This window comes from Dyella soli (genome assembly GCF_054482295.1).
This window is the reverse complement of the sequence record NZ_JBTFFU010000001.1, coordinates 465798-484455: the sequence shown is the minus strand read 5'-3', so window position 1 is coordinate 484455 and position 18658 is coordinate 465798. Positions and strand designations below refer to the sequence as shown.

Genomic DNA, 18658 nt, shown 5'->3' with positions numbered 1-18658 from the left:
GCGCTAGCGACCCGAAAGGCAACCTGCGAAGTGTAACACGTTTGTCGCCAGATTCACACTATTTTCACATTGAAAATCAATGACTTACGCGGACGTCTTGGCGCTCTTGAAAAGCACTCCGCGTGCTGTCGCGAAATTGACCAGCGAGGCCGCCGCCGAGCTCGCCGCCACGGCCACCGCAGGCCAGCGATGCAGCCACGGGTAGAGCATGAGAATGGCCGCGTAGGCGGCGTAGTTGACCACCGCGCCCACGCTCATCAGGGCGACCCAGTGCAGCCATTCGGCATGCAGGGAACGCCCGCTGTGCCGGTGTCCGAAGGTGAAGCGGCGGTTCCACAGCCACGTGGCCGTGGCTGCCAGGACGAAGGACAGCACGCGCGCGAGGTAGGGATTCCAGTGCCCGAAACTCACCAGCGCCTGCACCACGCCCGCGTCCACCACCAGCCCGATCAGGCCGCCGATGGCAAACAGCAGCACCTGCCGCCGCAGCCTCATCTACCGAACAAGGCCTGCATGGCGAGGGCGTTCGGCCGCTCGATCACCCCGCGCTCGGTCACGATGGCGTCGATCAACCCTGCCGGCGTGACATCGAACACCGGATTCCAGGCGTCGGCACCCTCGACCACGGTGCGCTTGCCGGCCACCGACAGCAGCTCGGCCGCATCGCGCAGTTCGATCTCGATGTCCTCACCGGATGCCGTCGCCATGTCGACCGTGGACGACGGAGCGACAACCATGAACTTCACGCCGTGATGCCGCGCGGCAATGGCGAGCTGGTAGGTTCCGATCTTGTTGGCGGTGTCGCCGTTGGCCGCAATGCGGTCGGCGCCCACGATGACCCATTGCACGACACCCGAGCGCATCAGGTGCGCTGCGGCCGAATCGGCGATGAGCCGCGCGGGAATGCCGTCGCGCACCAGCTCCCACATGGTCAGCCGCGCACCCTGCTGCCAGGGGCGCGTTTCGCCGGCATAGACATGCTCGATGCGGCCCGCGGCCACGCCCGCGCGAATCACGCCAAGCGCCGTGCCGTAACCGGCCGTCGCGAGCGATCCGGTGTTGCAATGCGTAAGCACGCCGGAATTCGGCGCGATCAGCGACGCGCCCAGCTCACCCATATGGCGGTTGGCGGCGAGGTCCTCGGCCTGGATGGCCTGCGCCTCGCGCTCGAGCGCGGCAGCGTCGGCCCCGGAAGCGATGCGTGCCTTCATGCGGTCGAGCGCCCACATCAGGTTGACGGCGGTGGGACGCGCCGCGCGCAACATGGCCAATACGCCCTCGAGCGGCTGCCCCTGCCTGGCTGCCAGCACCACGCCCCACGCGGCCGCGATGCCGATGGCCGGCGCACCGCGAACAGCCAGGTCCCTGATCGCCTGGGTCACCTGGGCCGCGCTGGAGCAATCGATCCAGCGCTCTTCCTGTGGCAGCAGGCGCTGGTCCAGCAGGCGCAGGTGATCGCCTTGCCACTGCACGGCGCGAATGCGGTCGTAACGGTCGAAATCCATAAGACAACTTTGCTATGCGAAGAAAATGAAGAGCGGCGGCGCGCTCACGCGCCTGCCGCGATGGTCACTGGCCATCGGGCATCAGCAGCCAGAGCACCAGGTAAGCCACGATGCCCGATCCACCGAGAAACGTGAGCAGCACCCACAACACCCGCACCAGCGTCGGGTCCCAGCCAAGGTATTCGGCGATGCCGCCGCAGACACCGGCGATCTTCCTGTCCGTCAGTGAACGATGCAGACGCTTTTCCATGACCCTGCCCTGTTTACCCGTGGAAGCAACGGCTCAGTTTCTCGTACTGAGCCACTGGTGGATAGCCGGCGGCACTTCACGCTGCGCGCGACCGGACACGTAGATGCCGATATGCCCACCCTTGAAGGCCAGCTGCGTATAGTCCGAGCTGCCCACGTGACGACCGAGCGCGCGCGATGCATCCGGCGGCACCAGGTGGTCCTGTTCGGCAAAGATGTTCAGTACCGGCTGCGTGATCATGCCGAGGTCGACCGGCTTGCCCCCGATGATCAGGTCGCCCTTGACCAGCTTGTTCTGCTGGTAGAACTCCTTGATGAATTCGCGGAATGCCTCGCCCGCCTGGTCCGGCGAGTCGAAGATCCAGCGCTCCATGCGCAGGAAGTTCTGCAGTTCCTTCGGGTTGTCGAGGATATCGACCAGCCCCACGTATTTCTGCTGGTTGAGGCGCACCGGCTTGAGCGTGAGGTAGACCCAGTTGAGCAGTTCGGCCGGGATGTTGCCCACGGTGTCGACGAAGCGATCCACGTCCAGCTCGCGTGCCCAGTGCGACAGCATGTTGTCCGGTGTGTGGAAATCCACCGGAGTCACCATGGTGATGAGGTTTTTCACCTTTTCCGGATGGGTTGCCGCGTAGCACAGCGAGAACGTGCCGCCCTGGCAAATGCCGAGCAGGTTGATCGCATCGGTGCCGCTGGCGCGACGCACGGCGTCCACGCAGCGGTCGAGGTAGCCGTTGACGTAGTCGTCCAGCGCGAGCCAACGGTCGGCGCCGTCGGGGTAGCCCCAGTCGAGCAGATAGACGTCCTCGCCCTGCTCCAGCAAGTTGCGAACCAGCGAACGGTCAGCCTGCAGGTCGGTCATCCACACCGTGTTGACCAGTGCATAGACGATCAGCGTCGGCGTCTTCGCGGTGGGCGTGCCATGGCCCTTCATGTGCCATAGCGTGAGCTTGTCTTCGCGATACACCGCCTCACGTGGTGTATTCGCATACTCGGGCTCACGCTGGTCGGCCAGGTTGCCCAGGCCCGAAGCCAGCTTGCGCTGGAAGGCGGAGATCTCGCCCAGCAAGGCAGTGGGGTCGAGGCGTAGCGGTGGGAACATGGGTGCTCCTTACTTGCGCGTGCGCGTTCCGCGCACCACGGACTTGCGGGTGGCCACGGCAGCGGCCGGCTTGGCACGGCGCGCCGGGGCATCGTCCCCGGATGCGCGCTTGCTGCTGCGTGCGGCGGGCTTCTTCGCTGCCACCTTCTTCTCGCCGGCGAGCTGGCGCTTCAACGCGGCCACTTCGGCGCGAAGCGCCGCCACTTCGTCGGCCAGCGGCGACGAACTGCTGGCGCGCACCTCGCGGCGCAACTCGTGCAGGCGCTTGCCCAGCGCCGTCACGTCGCTGCGCGTCGGCATGCCCAGCTCGCGGCACAGGGCCTCGAGCTGCTGTTGCTGCAATTCGCGCACGCGGCTCTGCGCGTTGACCATGCGGCCATAGACGTGGCGGAATTCATCGGACAGCGCGATCTGCGCATAAGCCTCTTCCGCGCCGTCGACCCACAGGTCGTACAGCGCCTTGAGCGATTCCACCTGCCGCGACGATGTCGACATCTCGGCGAGCTTCGCCTGCAGGCGCTCGAAGCCGCGCGCATTGGCCTGCTGGATCAGGGCCTGGTACTTGCCCGCCCATTCCAGGTATTCGCGCATGGCCGCCGCCAGCGATTGCTGCTGCTTCTGTTTTTCGCGCGTGTAGCCGAAGGCCGCCAGGTGCTCGACGTCCAGGGGGGCCTGCATCACGCTCGACTGGGTCGCCTGCAGCCAGGCCTGCCACTGCTGCGCGAAGCCGCGCGCCGCCTCGCTGTCGATGCCGGCAAAGGCGTTGGCAAACGGCTGGCCGCCAAGCCCGGAAAACAGGTTCTGCAGCGACTGCTGCCAGTCGGGGCCCTGCCCCAGGCCACTGCCGGCGGCGCCCTGCAGCCAGTCGCCATAGCCCTTGAGGGCGCCCATGCAGCGTGCCAGCAAGTCGTCGCCCGAACCGATGGGCGCTCCGGCGAAGGCATGGCCGTAGGGCGTCCCCATCGACATGGGCTGTTGCAGATAACGGGTCCAGGCATCCCATGACTGCTGTGCCAGCGCCTGGTAATCCTTCAACAAATCAGTTGCCTGGTCGGCCATACCCACATCCTCATTGCACTACCGGCATCCTAACAAAAGCATGTTGCAATGGACGCAAAACGCCCGTTGGCGCGGGCCTGGTGGCACCCCGTGCCGGGCCGGGATTCCGCAGCGCACCAAAAGCAAAAGCCCGGCGCGGGGCCGGGCTTTTGCGGGTTACAGCGTTGCGAACACTCAGGCGTTGGCGCCTTCGTCCTCGGCCACGGCCTTCATCGACAGGCGGATACGACCCTGCTTGTCCACTTCCAGCACCTTGACCTTGACGATATCGCCTTCCTTCAGCTTGTCGGAGACCTTCTCCACGCGCTCGCTGGAAATCTGCGAGACGTGCACGAGGCCGTCCTTGCCCGGCATGATGGTGACGAACGCGCCGAAGTCCATCAGCTTGGCAACCTTGCCCTCGTAGATGCGGCCCGGCTCGACGTCGGACACGATCTGCTCGATGCGCGCCTTGGCCGCATTGGCCGCCTCGCGGTTGACCGAAGCGATGATCACGGTGCCGTCATCGCTGATGTCGATGGTGGTGCCGGTCTCTTCGGTGATCGAACGGATGGTGGCGCCGCCCTTGCCGATGACTTCGCGGATCTTGTCCGGGTGGATCTTGATGGTGAGCAGGCGCGGGGCGTACTCGCTCATCTCGGTACGCGGCGTGCTGATCACCTTGGCCATTTCGCCCAGGATGTGCAGACGACCACGCTTGGCCTGTTCCAGCGCCACCTTCATGATCTCTTCGGTGATGCCGTCGATCTTGATGTCCATCTGCAGCGCGGAGATGCCATCGGCGCTACCGGCCACCTTGAAGTCCATGTCGCCGAGGTGGTCTTCGTCGCCCAGGATGTCCGACAGCACGACGAAGTCGCTGCCTTCCTTCACCAGGCCCATGGCGATACCGGCCACCGGGGCCTTCAGAGGGATGCCGGCGTCCATCATGGCGAGCGAGGAACCGCACACCGAAGCCATCGACGAGGAACCGTTGGACTCGGTGATTTCCGAGACCACGCGCACCACGTACGGGAATTCTTCGATGGTCGGCTTCACTGCCTGCACGCCGCGCTTGGCGAGACGGCCGTGGCCGATTTCGCGACGCTTGGGCGCGCCGAAGCGACCGGCCTCACCCACCGAGAACGGCGGGAAGTTGTAATGGAACAGGAAGGCATCCTTCGACTCGCCTTCCGGCGCATCGATGATCTGCGCATCGCGGGTGGTGCCAAGCGTGGTGACGACCAGTGCCTGGGTTTCGCCGCGGGTGAACAGCGCCGAGCCGTGGGTGCGCGGCAGCACGCCGACGCGGACGGTGATCGGGCGGACGTCGTCCAGGTTGCGGCCGTCGATGCGGATCTTGGTCTTCAGCACGCCGTCGCGCATGGTGCGGTATTCGAGCTCGGCGAATTCCTTCGACAGCTCCGCCTTGTCCCAGCCCTTGGCTTCGACATCGGCAGCCAGCGAGGCCAGCACATCGGCCTTGATGGCGGCGATGGCGTCGCGGCGCTGCAGCTTGTCACGCACCTGGAAGGCGGTTTCAAGCTGGTTGCCCACGGCGCCGGTCAGGGCGGCGACGAGCGATTCGTTGCGGGCCGGAGCCTGCCAGGACATGGACGGACGAGCCGCCTCGGTGGCCAGCTCGGCGATGGCGCGGACCGCCACCTGCAGCTGCTGGTGACCGAACACCACGGCGCCGAGCATCACTTCCTCGGACAGCAGCTTGGCTTCCGACTCCACCATCAGCACGGCGTTGGCCGTACCGGCGACGACCAGGTCGAGCTCGGAGGTCTTCAGCTCGGTGGCGGTCGGGTTGAGCAGGTACTTGCCGTTGGCGTAACCGACGCGGGCGGCGCCGATCGGGCCCTTGAACGGGATGCCGGCGAGGCTCAGCGCGGCGGAGGCGCCCAGCATGGCCGGGATGTCACCGTCGACTTCCGGGTTCAGCGAGACGACCTGTGCAATGACCTGCACTTCGTTCTTGAACTCTTCCGGGAACAGCGGACGCACCGGGCGATCGATCAGACGCGAGGTGAGCGTCTCCTTCTCGGTCGGGCGGCCTTCGCGCTTGAAGAAGCCACCGGGAATGCGGCCCGCAGAGTAGAACTTTTCCACGTAGTCGACGGTGAGCGGGAAGAAATCCTGCCCCTCTTTCGCCTTGGCGTTGGCCACCACGGTGACCAGCACCACGGTGCCGCCCATGCTGACCATGACGGCACCGGAAGCCTGGCGGGCGATTTCGCCCGTCTCCAGTGTGACTTCGTGATTACCGAACTGGAATGACTTGGTTACTTTCGCCACTGTCTTATCCTGATTTGGGAGTTGCGGCCAGAGCTGGCCGCTTTTGACCTTTGCGCCACTAAGCGGGCGCAAACATCAACCTTAACGACGCAGGCCCAAACGCTCGATCAGGGTCTGATAGCGAGCCAGGTCACGATCTTTCAGGTAGCCCAGCAGGCGCTTGCGCTGGTTGACCAGCTTCAGCAGGCCGCGGCGGGAATGGTGATCCTGCTTGTGGGCCTTGAAATGGTCGGTGAGGTGGTCGATGCGGGCGGACAGCAGGGCGACCTGCACTTCCGGCGAACCGGTGTCGTTCGCCACGCGGCCGAAATCAGCAATGATCTTGCCGGTCTGTTCTGCGGTAAGGGACATGGTATCTCTTCCTAAAAAATCGGGTGCGAAGCTTGCGCAACGTCACGGGATGACGTTGCGCAAGCTTCGCCTTGATGAATGAAAAGTCTGGAACAAGCTCCGTATTGTAGCGACCGGAGCCCTATGACAACAAGACCGTCATGTTCGGCCGGCATCCTCGCCCGCCTCCGGCAGGTTGAAGCCGCGCACGATATGCAGCTTCCCGTCCACCGCCTCGCCCAGGGCCAGCAGGCGCCCGTGCTCGGAAAAAACCGCAAGCCTGCCGCTCATCGCGGCGTCCAGCGGAATCTGCTGTCCTTGTGAGACGGCCACGCTGCGTGCCTCATCCAGATGCAGCGCGGGCAGCCCGGCCAGGCCGGCCGACACCGGCAACATCAGGGCAAGCAGGGCATCGTCGCCCTGCTCCGCCGCGGCCTGGAGCTGCTCGACCGTGACCATGGCCGACTCCCTGAACGGATCGACCCACAGCCGGCGCAGCGCCGTCAGGTGGGCGCCGCAGCCCAGGTCCTCGCCGAGGTCCACGGCCAGGCTGCGCACGTAGGTACCCGAGCCGCATTCCACGTACAGCGAGAGGCGGTCGTCGGTGCGGGACAGCAGCTCCAGCCGGTACACGTCCACGTCGCGCGAGGGTACGTCGACTGCCTCGCCGCGCCGCGCCTTCACGTAGAGCGGCTCGCCATCGCGCTTGATGGCCGAATAGGCCGGCGGCACCTGGGTGATGCGCCCGCGCAGCTTGGCCAGCGACGCCTCGACGAGGGCGTCGGTGAGCGGGGGCACCGGCCGCTCCAGCACGATCTCACCCTCGAGATCGGCGGTGGCCGTGGTGGCGCCCAGCCGGCACTCGGCGAGATAAGCCTTGCGCGACCCCAGCAGCATGCCGGCGATCTTGGTGGCTTCGCCGAAGCACAGCGGCAGCAGGCCACTGGCCAGCGGATCGAGCGCGCCGGTGTGGCCGCCCTTCTCCGCCCGGAAAATACCCTTGCGCACGACCTGCAGCGCCTGGTTGGAGCTCAGGCCCAGCGGCTTGTCCAGCAGGACGATGCCGTGCAGGTCGCGAAAACGTATCCGCTTCATCAGTCCTCGGTGCTTTCCTCGTCCGGGGCCGCCGCGCGCACGCCATCCTGGCGCAGCAGGCTTTCGATGCGCTCGCCCTTGTCGACCGAGTCGTCGTACTTGAAACGCAGCTCCGGCACCCGGCGCAAGCGCATGGTGCGCGACAGCTCGCGACGGAACTCGATCGCCAGCTCCTTGAGCGCCTTCATGGCCTCGACGGAACGCTCCGGCTGCAGCGCGGTGACCCACACCGTGGCCCAATCCAGGTCACGAGTGACTTCCACGTCCGACACGCTGACCGAAGGCAACCCGTGATCGCGCACGGCAGCATGGACCAGCAGGGCCAGTTCGCGGCGCAACTCGGCGCCGACGCGGTCGGTACGCTTGAAATCGCGTGAAGGCATGACGCACTCCTAGGTTTTTGCGTTCATCCATGAACGCGAAGGTCAAAAAGCCGCCATCCATGGCCGCACTCTTCAATGTGAGGCCCACCAGCATGGCGGGTCCCGAAAAACGAAGCGAGCGATGTGGAACCCCACACCGCCCGCCTGGGAAGGCACCACTGGTGGGTGACGGCCCGTTGCCCGGGCCGGACACCGTTACAGCGTGCGGGCCACCTCGATACGCTCGAAGCACTCGATCTGGTCGCCGACCTTGACGTCGTTGTACTGCTTCACGGCGATACCGCATTCCATGCCGTTGCGCACTTCGTCGACGAGGTCCTTGAAGCGACGCAGCGACTCCAGTTCGCCCTGGAAGACCACGGTGTTGTCGCGAAGCACGCGGATCGGCTTGCTGCGCTTGACCGTGCCTTCGATGACCATGCAACCGGCCACCGCGCCGAACTTGGAGCTGCGGAACACCTCGCGGACCTGCGCCACGCCGATGATCTCTTCGCGCACTTCCTTGCCCAGAAGGCCGGAAGCGGCCTGCTTCACCTGGTCGATCACGTCATAGATGATCGAGAAGTAGCGGACGTCGAGGCCGGAGGTGTCGATCACCTTGCGCGCCGAGGCATCGGCACGCACGTTGAAGCCGATCACCAGCGCCTTGGAGGCGGCGGCGAGCGTGGCGTCGGACTCGGTGATGCCGCCGACGCCGGCCGCGATCACGTTGACCTTCACGTTCTCGTTGCCGATCTGGCTGAGCGACTCGCGCAGCGCCTGCACCGAACCCTGCACGTCGGCCTTGACCAGGATGTTGAGCGTCTGCTGCTCGGCACCCTGGCCCATCTGGGCCATGATGTCCTCGAGGCGGTTGGCCTTGCTGACCATGCGCGTTTCACGGCGCTTGAGCTGGCGCTCGGCGGCCACTTCGCGGGCGAGGCGCTCATCGGCCACCACCACGAAGTCGTCACCGGACTCCGGCACGCCGGACAAGCCAAGCACCTGCACCGGAATCGACGGGCCGGCTTCCTGCACCTGCTTGCCGTTCTCGTCGATCAGCGCGCGCATGCGGCCGTATTCGATGCCGCACACGACGAAGTCGCCGCGCTTGAGCGTGCCCTGCTGCACCAGCACGGTGGCCACCGGACCGCGACCGCGATCCAGGCTGGACTCGATCACCACGCCCGAAGCCGGACCGTCCTCGACCGCCGTCAGCTCCATCACTTCGGCCTGCACCGAAATGGCGTCGAGCAGGTCGTCGATGCCCATGCCGGTCTTGGCCGATACCGGCACGAACGGCGTGTCACCGCCCCACTCTTCCGGAATCACTTCCAGGATGCCCAGGCCCTGCTTGACGTGGTCCGGGTTGGCGTCGGACTTGTCCATCTTGTTGATCGCGACGATCAGCGGCACCTTGGCGGCGCGCGCATGCTGCACGGCTTCCGCCGTCTGCGGCATCACGCCGTCGTCGGCCGCGACCACCAGCACCACGATATCGGTGGACTGGGCGCCGCGGGCACGCATCGAGGTGAACGCTGCGTGGCCTGGCGTATCCAGGAACGTGATGACGCCCTTGGGCGTTTCCACGTGATACGCGCCGATATGCTGGGTAATGCCACCGGCTTCGCCCGAGGCGACCTTGGTGCGGCGGATGTGGTCCAGCAGCGAGGTCTTGCCGTGGTCGACGTGGCCCATGATGGTGACCACCGGCGGACGCGGCTTCTTCTCGCCTTCCAGTTCGGCGCTCTGCGTATGCGCGGCCAGGGTCGCCTCGGCGTTGTTCTCGCTGGCGGCAACCGGGGTATGGCCCAGCTCTTCGATCACGAGCACCGCGGTGTCGTGGTCGATGGTCTGGTTGATGGTGGCCATCACGCCCATCTTGAACAGGGCCTTGACCACTTCCGAACCCTTGACCGCCATCTTCTGGGCGAGATCGGCAACGACGTTGGCATCGCCCACGACCACTTCGCGCACGACCGGCGCGGTCGGGCGGGAAAAGCCGTGCGCGCCGGTGCTGGCCTGGTTACCACCACGCGATACTTCGCGGCCGGAACCCTTGCCGGGCTTGCCGCGCTTGTTGTTGCTGGAACGACGCGCACGATCGGCGTCGCTCAGGTGCAGTTCGCCGCCGGCAAAGCGCTTGCCGCCCGGCGTATCGTCACGGTCGCGACCGTGGCGAGCCTTGTTGCGATTGTCGCCGGCCGGCGCACCCGCAGCGGCGCCAGGCGCGGCGCCACCCGCGGCGGCCGGACCCGGACGGGTCGCCGCCGGTGCGGCAGCCGCCGGCGCAGGCTTCGGCGCCGGCGGTGCCGGCACGATGACGACCTTCTTCTCGCGGCGACGCGGCTCGTGGATGGTCGGCACGATCATGCCAAGCGCGCTGTGGTCGATGCGCTGCACCGCCTGCTCGGCCACGGCCTGCCTGTCGGCCGGCTCGGCGCCGGCCGGCGCGGCCACGACGGGCTCGACGGCAGCGGATTCAACGGTGGCCTGCTGCTCGCGCTGGACGTGCTGCTCCTGCGCGCGGGCGGCTTCCAGTTCGGCATGCTCGCGACGCTGGGCCTCCTCGGCTTCGCGCTGGCGCTGGGCCTCTTCGGCGCGCTGCTGGGCCTCTTCCTGGCGACGGCGGTCGGCCTCGATGCGCTCGTGCTCCTCGTGGTCGCGCTGCTGCTGCGACTCGTGCAGCTTGCGCACCGCGTCCTCGCGCTCGACATCGCTGCCGGCTTCCTCGGCGATGACGCTGCGCTTGACGTAGGTGCGCTTGGCGCGCACTTCCACGTTGACCGTCTTGGCGCTGGCGGCGGCGCCGCGGCCGCCTGGCGTGGCGACCTTCAGCTCGCTGACCTTGCGACGCTTGAGGGTGATCTGGCGCGGCGAGCTGTCATCGGCCTCGGCCGTGCTGACTTCCGCCTTGCCATGGGTGCGACGCAGGAAGCCCAACAGCTTCACCTTTTCGGTGCTGCTGATGATCTGCTCCGGATCGGAGAATTTCATGCCGGCTTCGGCCAGCTGCCCAAGCAGCTTGTCCACCGGCATGCCAAGGACCTTGGCAAGTTGTTTGATCGTTACGTCTGACATCGTGTTCTTTCTCCGCCGTTCCCGCGCTAAGTCCGTGAGGCCTCGCCTGCACGTCCACCCCCATCCCTGGTGGAGAGCCTTTCAGCTCTCCTCGGCGCGCCCTTCCAGGGCGCTACCGCCCGCGGTTAGCCACCTTTCTCCAGACGCGCGATCATCGGCGCACGTGCAGCCATGATCAACGCGGCAGCGCGATCCTCGTCCATGCCTTCGATATCGATGAGATCGTCCACGGCCAGGTCGGCCAGGTCGTCCATCGTTACGATTTCACGTGAAGCCAGCGCATAGGCGGTGGCCTCGTCCATGCCCGGCAGGGCGAGCAGCTCGTCCGACGGCTGGTGCTCGTCGATGCTCTCTTCCACGGCCAGCGCCTCGGTCAGCAGCGCGTCGCGGGCGCGGGCGCGCAGTTCCTCGACGATGTCCTCGTCGAAGCCCTCCACGGCCAGCAGCTCGGCGCTGGGCACATAGGCGATTTCCTCGACGCTGGAGAAGCCTTCCTGCACCAGGATATTGGCGATCTCCTGGTCCACTTCCAGCTTGTCCATGAACAGCTGGCGGGCCGATTCCTGCTCGGCCTCGCTCTTGGCGGCGACCTGGTCCTGCGTCATCACGTTGAGCTGCCAGCCGGTGAGCTTGCTGGCGAGGCGCACGTTCTGGCCACCGCGACCGATCGCCTGGGACAGCTTGTCCTCGGCCACCGCGATGTCCATCGAGTGCTTTTCCTCGTCCATGATGATGGACTGCACTTCGGCCGGCGCCATCGCATTGATGACGTACTGGGCCTGGTTTTCGTGCCACAGGATGATGTCCACGCGCTCGCCATTGAGCTCGTTGGACACCGCCTGCACGCGCGAACCGCGCATGCCGATGCAGGCGCCGATGGGATCGGTGCGGGTGTCGTGGGCGACCACCGCGATCTTGGCGCGGTCACCCGGGTCGCGGGCGCAGCCCTTGATCTCGACCAGGCCCTGGCCGACTTCCGGCACCTCGAGCTTGAACAGCTCGATCATGAATTCCGGCGCGGCGCGCGACACGAACAGCTGCGGGCCGCGGGCTTCCGAGCGAACCTCGTAGAGGTAGCCACGGACGCGGTCGCCGACGCGGGCCGACTCGCGCGGAATGGTCCTGTCGCGCGGGATGAAGGCCTCGGCATTGCTGCCCAGGTCCAGGTAGACGTTGCCGCGCTCGACGCGCTTGACGATGCCGGTGACCAGCTCGCCCACGCGCTCCTGGAACGCGTCGACCACCTGCTGGCGCTCGGCTTCGCGCACGCGCTGGACGATCACCTGCTTGGCGGCCTGCGCGGCGATGCGGCCGAACTCGGCGTTCTCGATCTGCTGCTCGATGTACTCGCCGACCTCGGCGCCTTCGCGCTCGTCGACGGCGTCCATCAGGCGCACCTGGTGGAACGGCGATTCCATCTCGCCGTCGTCTGCGATGACTTCCCAGCGGCGGAAGGTCTCGTAGTCGCCGGTATGGCGGTCGATGGCCACGCGGATATCCGGATCTTCGTCCGGGTAGCGCTTCTTGGCGGCGGACGCGAGCGCCGCTTCCATCGCCTGGAAAATCACTTCACGCGGCACGCCCTTTTCATTGGCAACCGCGTCAACCACCAGCAAAAGTTCTTTGCTCATTGCAGCAACTCCGTAGACGCCACCGGCGCCCGATCGCTTTCGATTGATTACTTTGTGGTCTTCTTGCCCGGCTTCTTGCCTGGCTTGGGCTGCGGCACATAACCGAGCGCCACCCAGTCAGGCACTACGCGCGCGCTTTCCACCGCGTCATGGTCGAACTCGAAGGTCTTGCCTTCGGCTTCCAGCGTGATCCGTTCGCCTTCGACCGATACCACCTTGCCGCGCAAGCGGCGACGCCCTTCCAGGGGCGCTTTCAGCAGAATCTTTACTTCCGATCCGGCCACCTTGGCGAACTGCGCCGCGGTGAACAGCGGGCGATCGATGCCGGGCGAGGAAACTTCCAGCACGTAGTGGCCCGGGATCGGGTCCTCCACGTCCAGCATCGCCGACAGTTCGCGACTGGCGGTCTCGCAGTCGTCCAGGCCGACTTCGCGACCTTCCGTATCCAGATAAACCCGCAGGGTACTCTGCCCCTGCGACGGGGTGAACTCCACGCCGATGCATTCCAGGCCCAGGTCGGCCAGGACTTCGGTGAAGCGTTGAGCCAATGCTTGCGTATCCATGTCGCCTACCACCGTTACCGTCGTCAGAAACAAAAAATGGGCTCAAGCGGCCCATTCCCTTATCTCGCCGATGTCCCGACTCATCCAGACTCTTCCGGGGCACCTGACGCAGCCAGCATCGAAGCGGCATGTGACGCACGTGCGACGCTTCCTTGCGCCCAACAAAAAAGCCTCACGAGGAGGCTTTCTTGTTCTAAGAAAGATCTGGTAGCGGGGGCAGGATTCGAACCTGCGACCTTCGGGTTATGAGCCCGACGAGCTGCCAGACTGCTCCACCCCGCATCAGAGTTCGAGAATATTAGCGAGATGGCCGAATTCTTGCAAGCCTTTTCGCCAAGATTTTCGAACATCCACTGACCTTGCCGCGGCGGGCCCTGCCCGCCCCGGCGGCAATCAGCCGACAAACACCTGCTGGCACCAGCCAAACAGCGGACCCCAGTCAAGGCCCAGCGCAAGCAACGCCAACACATTCAGCGACAGCGCCACGCGCATCGAGACATCACCCTGCAGGCGAATCTCGGTGCCCTCGACGGGCTTGTCGAAGTACATCACCTTGACCACGCGCAGGTAGTAGTAGAGGCCGATGATGGCGAACACCGCACCCACGATGGCCAGCCACATGAAGCCCGCATGGATGGCGGCCTGCAGCACCAGCAGCTTGGCGAAGAAGCCGAACAGCGGCGGCACGCCCGCCAGCGAGAACATCACCAGCATCATCAGGAACGCGGCCCACGGCGAACGCTGGTTGAGGCCCTTGAGATCGTCGATCTCCTCGCACTCGAAGCCGGCCCGGGCCAGGGCCAGGATGACGCCGAAGGCCGCCGTGCCCATCAGCGCGTAGCTGATCGCATAGAACAGCGACGCGGCGTAGCCCTCCGGCCCCGCATTGACCAGGCCCAGCAGCAGGTAGCCCATGTGCGAGATGGTCGAATAGGCCAGCAGGCGCTTCAGGTTGGACTGCACGATGGCCACGATGTTGCCGATGGCCAGCGACAGCACCGCCAGCACGGCCAGCATCAGCTGCCAGTGCTGCGAGAGGTCGCCCAGGCCCGACGCCAGCAGGCGATAGGCCATGCCGAACGCGGCCAGCTTCGGCGCCGAGCCGATGAAGATGGTCACGGCGGTGGGCGAACCCTGGTAAACGTCCGGAATCCACATGTGGAACGGCGCCGCGCCAAGCTTGAAGCCGATGCCCACGATCATGAAGATCAGGCCGAACACCAGCAGGTGCGGCATGCCCGTCTGGGTGGCAGCCATGTGCAGGCGCGCCAGGTCCAGCGTGCCGGTGGCGCCATAGACCATCGACATGCCGTACAGCAGCATGCCCGAGGCCAGCGCACCCAGCACGAAGTACTTGATGGCCGCTTCCGAGGACAGCTGCGAATCGCGGTTCAGGGCCACCAGCGCATAGGACGACAGCGTCAACAGCTCCAGGCCCAGGTACACGGTGAGCAGGTTGCCCGCCGACACCAGCAGCATGATGCCGATCACCGCGAAGATGGAGAGCGTGTAGAACTCGCCGACGAACAGCTTGCGGTCGATCAGGTAGGACTTGGCATAGACGAACACCAGCGCCGTGCACAGCAAGGCAAACACCTTGATGATCTCGGCGACACCGTCGCGCACGAACATGCCGTTGAACGCGGTCACCGACTGGCTTGGCTGCCCCGCCACCACCAGGTAGATGGCCACCAGCAGCACCAGCACCGACAGCCAGTGCAGCAGCGGGCGCTGCTCGGGCTTCATGAAGGCATCCAGCAGCAACAGCAAGCACGCTGCCACGACCAGATACAGCTCCGGCAACAGGATCAGAATGTCATTGAAATTCGGCATGATCAGTCCTGTTCAGATCTTGTGGATGGCAAGCTGCTGGACCAGCTGCGTCACCGACGCATCCATCAGGTGGATGAGCGGCTGCGGCCAGATGCCCAGGGCCAGCACGGCGGCGGCGAAGGCACCAAGCACAAACCATTCGCGACCGTTGATGTCCTCCATTTCGGCCACGTGCGGGTTGTGGATGTCGCCCCACAGCACGCGCTTGACCATGTACAGCGTGTACGCCGCGCCGATGATCAGGGTGAAGGCGGCGAAGAAGGCGATCCACGGGTTGGCCTGGAAGCTGGCCAGCACCACCTGGAACTCGCCCACGAAACCGCTGGTGCCCGGCAGGCCGCTGTTGGCCATGGCGAACAGCACGTAGAAGAAGCCGAACCACGGCATCACGTTGATGACGCCGCCGTAGTCCTTGATCTGGCGGGTGTGCAGGCGGTCATACAGCACGCCGATGCACGAGAACATCGCGCCCGAGACGAAGCCGTGCGAGATCATCTGCACCATGGCGCCCTGCATGCCCAGCTTGGCCGCGTCGAGGTTGCCCGCGCCGCGCACCAGCATGAAGGCGATGAAGATGCCCAGGGTGACGAAGCCCATGTGGGCGACGGACGAGTACGCCACCAGCTTCTTCATGTCCTCCTGCACCAGCGCGATGTAGCCGATATAGACCACCGCGATCAGGCTCAGGCCGATCACCACCCAGGCATAGGCTTCGGATGCGTCCGGCGTAATCGGCAGCGAGAAGCGCAGGAAACCGTAGCCACCGATCTTCAGCATCACCGCGGCCAGCACCACCGAACCGCCGGTAGGCGCCTCCACGTGGGCATCCGGCAACCAGGTGTGCACCGGAACCATCGGCACCTTCACCGCGAAGGCGATCAGGAACGCGAAGAACAGCCAGCTCTGCTCCTTCATCGTCAGCGGCAGCGCCGCCAGCGTGGCCAGGTCGAACGAGCCGGCCTGCAGGTACAGGTAGATCAGGCCGACCAGCATGAAGATGGAGCCGAAGAATGTGTAAATGAAGAACTTCAGCGTGGCATAGACGCGCCGCGGACCGCCCCAGACACCGATGAGGATGAACATCGGGATCAGCATGGCCTCGAAGAACACGTAGAACAGCAACGCGTCGGTGGCGCAGAACACGCCGATCATCAGGCCTTCGAGCACCAGCATCGCCGCCATGTACTGGTGCGGCTTGTCCTGGATGACTTCCCAGGCGCCCACGATGACCAGGATGCCCACGAAGGTGGTCAGCAGGATCAGGGCGACCGAGATGCCGTCCACCGCCAGGCTGTAGTGCACGCCGAGCGAGGCGATCCACACGTGGCTTTCGGCCAGTTGCTTGACGCTGTCGGACGCGTCGTAGTGCGGCAGCATGAAAAGGCTGGCCGCAAACGTGAGGATGGCCACCAGTAGCGCGATCCAACGTGCAACGTTGGGGCGCGCCGATCCGGCGAGCAACACTGGGACCGCACCCGCAACCGGGAGCCAAATCAGCAGGCTGAGCAAATGATTGAACATGGAGCAGGTTCCCTTATTGCCCGACCAGCCAGTACCCGCCAAGCAGCAGGATCAGGCCGAGGATCATCGCGAAGGCGTAGTGATACAGAAAACCGGACTGCAGGCGGCGCACGCCACCCGCGATCCGCTCGACCAGGCCCGCCGAACCATCGATCAGCACGCCGTCGATCACGGCAGCGTCGCCGCCCTTCCACAGCGCACGACCCAGCGCGATGCCGCCGCGGGCGAACACGATGTAGTAGACCGCATCGAACCAGTACTTGTGATGCAGCGTGTTGTAGAGCGGCCGGAGCGCGCTCTTGATGCGGTCGGCCACCGACGGGTTGAACAGGTAGATATAGGTCTGGATCGCAAAGGCAGTCAGCACCAGCAGGAACGGCAGCTGGGTGAAGCCGTGCAGGGCCATCGCCACCGAACCATGGAACTCCTTGCCGAGCTCGCCCAGCACATTGTTCGCTTCATTGACCTGGATGGCCGAGCCGAACCACTCGCCGAACAGCAGCGGCTGGACCGCGAAGAAACCGACCAGCAGCGACGGGATCGCGAGCAAGACCAGCGGCAGCGTGACCACCCACGGCGACTCCTTCGGCGTCTCGTGCATGATGCCCTGCTCATGGTGGCCGTGGTCGTCCATGTGGTCGACGTGGTGGCCATGGCCATGGTCGTGCACGATGGTGAAGCGCTCCTTGCCATGGAAGGTCAGGTACATCTGGCGGAACGTGTACAGCGCCGTCACGAAGGCACCCGTCATCACGCAGACGTAGGCGTAGGTCGCACCCCAGCGATGCGACTCGCCGACGGCCTCGATGATCGCGTCCTTGGAGTAGAAGCCGGCGAAGAACGGCACGCCGCAAAGCGCCAGCGAACCAATCCACATGGTGATCCAGGTGATCGGCATGTACTTGCGCAGGCCGCCCATGTAGCGCATGTCCTGCTCATGGTGCATGGCGATGATCACCGAGCCGGCGCCCAGGAACAGCAAGGCCTTGAAGAACGCATGCGTCATCAGGTGGAACACCGCGCCCGAGTAGGCGGACACGCCCAGCGCCACGGTCATGTAACCGAGCTGGGACAGCGTCGAATACGCCACCACGCGCTTGATGTCGTTCTGCACGATGCCGATCAGGCCGGTGAACAGCGCGCCGGTGGCGCCGATGATCATCACGAAGCTGAGCGCATTCTCCGACAGCTCGAACAGCGGCGACATGCGCGCCACCATGAAGATGCCGGCGGTCACCATCGTCGCGGCGTGGATCAGTGCGGAGATCGGGGTCGGGCCTTCCATCGAGTCCGGCAGCCACACGTGCAGCGGCACCTGGGCGGACTTGCCCATGGCACCGATGAACAGCAGGATGCCGATCACGGTCGCCGCATCCCAGTGCGTGTTCTGGGTGATCTGCAGGGTCTTGCCGACCAGCGTCGGCGCTGCCTTGAACGCGGTGTCGTAGTCCAGGGTGTTCAGGAAGAACAGCACGGCGGCGATGCCGAGCAGGAAACCGAAGTCGCCCACGCGGTTGAGCAGGAAGGCCTTGAGGTTGGCGAAGATCGCCGTCGGCCGCTTGAACCAGAAGCCGATCAGCAGGTACGACACCAGGCCCACCGCTTCCCAGCCGAAGAACAGCTGCATGAAGTTGTTGCTCATCACGAGCATCAACATCGAGAAGGTGAACAGCGAGATGTAGCTGAAGAAGCGCTGGTAACCCGAATCCTCGTGCATGTAGCCGATGGTGTAGATGTGCACCAGCAGGGACACGAAGGTCACCACCACCATCATCATGGCGGTCAGGCGATCGATCAGGAAACCGACGCTGGCGCTGTAGCGGCCGATCTCGAACCACGTGTAGATGTTGTGGTTATAGACCGGGGCGCCGCCGGCGGTCAGCTGGTACAGGACGTAGAGCGACAGCCCGCAGGCGATGCCGACGCCCAGGATCGTCGCCGTATGCGCGCCGGCGCGGCCGATCATGCGACCGAGGAAGCCCGCCAGCAGGCAGCCGACCAGCGGAGCCAGGGCGATGGTCAGCAAAATGGAGGTAGACAGTTCCAT

Annotated in this window: 15 protein-coding genes and 1 tRNA gene; all 16 read right to left on the bottom strand. The window is 65.2% G+C overall.

From position 1 onward, the window contains the following. Window positions 1–84: 84 nt before the first annotated feature. Window positions 85–495, bottom strand: a complete 411-nt coding sequence (locus ACXU4B_RS02345; RefSeq protein WP_131407406.1) for a GtrA family protein — start codon at window positions 493–495, stop codon at window positions 85–87. Continuing rightward, entirely contained in the window at window positions 492–1505 is a 1014-nt protein-coding gene (mtnA, locus tag ACXU4B_RS02340; protein ID WP_131407404.1) for an S-methyl-5-thioribose-1-phosphate isomerase, read from the bottom strand. Before mtnA ends, ACXU4B_RS02345 begins: the two co-directional genes overlap by 4 nt. Before the next feature lie 64 nt (window positions 1506–1569). Next, on the bottom strand, window positions 1570–1755 hold the full coding sequence (locus ACXU4B_RS02335) for a PspC domain-containing protein (RefSeq protein ID WP_131407402.1): 186 nt from the start codon (window positions 1753–1755) through the stop codon (window positions 1570–1572). 33 nt (window positions 1756–1788) lie between these two features. Further along, complete coding sequence (locus ACXU4B_RS02330) at window positions 1789–2856, bottom strand: class III poly(R)-hydroxyalkanoic acid synthase subunit PhaC (protein ID WP_131407400.1); 1068 nt, start codon at window positions 2854–2856, stop codon at window positions 1789–1791. A 9-nt stretch (window positions 2857–2865) separates the two neighbouring features. Beyond that, the gene (locus ACXU4B_RS02325) at window positions 2866–3915 is read right to left on the bottom strand and encodes a poly(R)-hydroxyalkanoic acid synthase subunit PhaE (protein ID WP_131407398.1); all 1050 of its coding nucleotides are present in this window, start codon (window positions 3913–3915) and stop codon (window positions 2866–2868) included. Window positions 3916–4089: 174 nt separating this feature from the next. After that, window positions 4090–6195, bottom strand: a complete 2106-nt coding sequence (gene pnp, locus ACXU4B_RS02320; protein ID WP_131407396.1) for a polyribonucleotide nucleotidyltransferase — start codon at window positions 6193–6195, stop codon at window positions 4090–4092. A gap of 81 nt (window positions 6196–6276) precedes the next feature. After that, window positions 6277–6546, bottom strand: coding sequence for a 30S ribosomal protein S15 (gene rpsO / locus ACXU4B_RS02315; RefSeq protein ID WP_131407394.1), 270 nt, complete (start codon window positions 6544–6546; stop codon window positions 6277–6279). 138 nt (window positions 6547–6684) lie between these two features. Beyond that, complete coding sequence (gene truB, locus ACXU4B_RS02310; RefSeq protein WP_131407392.1) at window positions 6685–7620, bottom strand: tRNA pseudouridine(55) synthase TruB; 936 nt, start codon at window positions 7618–7620, stop codon at window positions 6685–6687. Then, window positions 7620–8003, bottom strand: coding sequence for a 30S ribosome-binding factor RbfA (gene rbfA / locus ACXU4B_RS02305; RefSeq protein ID WP_131407390.1), 384 nt, complete (start codon window positions 8001–8003; stop codon window positions 7620–7622). The genes truB and rbfA overlap by 1 nt, the downstream gene beginning before the upstream one ends. 195 nt (window positions 8004–8198) lie before the next feature. After that, window positions 8199–11063 (bottom strand): translation initiation factor IF-2, encoded by a 2865-nt coding sequence (gene infB / locus ACXU4B_RS02300; RefSeq protein ID WP_131407388.1) that lies wholly within the window; start codon window positions 11061–11063, stop codon window positions 8199–8201. Between the two features lie 125 nt (window positions 11064–11188). After that, a complete protein-coding gene (gene nusA / locus ACXU4B_RS02295) occupies window positions 11189–12694 on the bottom strand; it encodes a transcription termination factor NusA (protein ID WP_131407386.1) in 1506 nt (501 codons plus the stop codon). Between the two features lie 47 nt (window positions 12695–12741). Then, complete coding sequence (locus ACXU4B_RS02290; protein WP_131407384.1) at window positions 12742–13257, bottom strand: ribosome maturation factor RimP; 516 nt, start codon at window positions 13255–13257, stop codon at window positions 12742–12744. Window positions 13258–13462: 205 nt separating this feature from the next. Then, window positions 13463–13539: transfer RNA gene (locus tag ACXU4B_RS02285), tRNA-Met, on the bottom strand. A 111-nt stretch (window positions 13540–13650) separates the two neighbouring features. After that, entirely contained in the window at window positions 13651–15090 is a 1440-nt protein-coding gene (gene nuoN, locus ACXU4B_RS02280; protein ID WP_131407382.1) for an NADH-quinone oxidoreductase subunit NuoN, read from the bottom strand. 12 nt (window positions 15091–15102) lie between these two features. Beyond that, the gene (locus ACXU4B_RS02275; RefSeq protein ID WP_131407380.1) at window positions 15103–16611 is read right to left on the bottom strand and encodes an NADH-quinone oxidoreductase subunit M; all 1509 of its coding nucleotides are present in this window, start codon (window positions 16609–16611) and stop codon (window positions 15103–15105) included. Between the two features lie 13 nt (window positions 16612–16624). Then, window positions 16625–18658 carry an NADH-quinone oxidoreductase subunit L gene (gene nuoL / locus ACXU4B_RS02270; RefSeq protein ID WP_131407378.1) on the bottom strand — a complete coding sequence of 678 codons (2034 nt, stop codon included), beginning with the start codon at window positions 18656–18658 and terminating at the stop codon, window positions 16625–16627.

Excerpts from the sequence above, each read along its gene's own strand:
- nuoN (WP_131407382.1), bottom strand. The coding sequence starts at position 15,090 with ATGCCGAATTTCAATGACATTCTGATCCTGTTGCCGGAGCTGTATCTG.
- infB (WP_131407388.1), bottom strand. The coding sequence starts at position 11,063 with ATGTCAGACGTAACGATCAAACAACTTGCCAAGGTCCTTGGCATGCCG.
- rpsO (WP_131407394.1), bottom strand. The coding sequence starts at position 6,546 with ATGTCCCTTACCGCAGAACAGACCGGCAAGATCATTGCTGATTTCGGC.
- nuoL (WP_131407378.1), bottom strand. The coding sequence starts at position 18,658 with ATGGAACTGTCTACCTCCATTTTGCTGACCATCGCCCTGGCTCCGCTG.
- ACXU4B_RS02275 (WP_131407380.1), bottom strand. The coding sequence starts at position 16,611 with ATGTTCAATCATTTGCTCAGCCTGCTGATTTGGCTCCCGGTTGCGGGT.
- rbfA (WP_131407390.1), bottom strand. The coding sequence starts at position 8,003 with ATGCCTTCACGCGATTTCAAGCGTACCGACCGCGTCGGCGCCGAGTTG.
- mtnA (WP_131407404.1), bottom strand. The coding sequence starts at position 1,505 with ATGGATTTCGACCGTTACGACCGCATTCGCGCCGTGCAGTGGCAAGGC.
- ACXU4B_RS02345 (WP_131407406.1), bottom strand. The coding sequence starts at position 495 with ATGAGGCTGCGGCGGCAGGTGCTGCTGTTTGCCATCGGCGGCCTGATC.
- ACXU4B_RS02335 (WP_131407402.1), bottom strand. The coding sequence starts at position 1,755 with ATGGAAAAGCGTCTGCATCGTTCACTGACGGACAGGAAGATCGCCGGT.
- ACXU4B_RS02290 (WP_131407384.1), bottom strand. The coding sequence starts at position 13,257 with ATGGATACGCAAGCATTGGCTCAACGCTTCACCGAAGTCCTGGCCGAC.
- nusA (WP_131407386.1), bottom strand. The coding sequence starts at position 12,694 with ATGAGCAAAGAACTTTTGCTGGTGGTTGACGCGGTTGCCAATGAAAAG.
- ACXU4B_RS02325 (WP_131407398.1), bottom strand. The coding sequence starts at position 3,915 with ATGGCCGACCAGGCAACTGATTTGTTGAAGGATTACCAGGCGCTGGCA.
- ACXU4B_RS02330 (WP_131407400.1), bottom strand. The coding sequence starts at position 2,856 with ATGTTCCCACCGCTACGCCTCGACCCCACTGCCTTGCTGGGCGAGATC.
- truB (WP_131407392.1), bottom strand. The coding sequence starts at position 7,620 with ATGAAGCGGATACGTTTTCGCGACCTGCACGGCATCGTCCTGCTGGAC.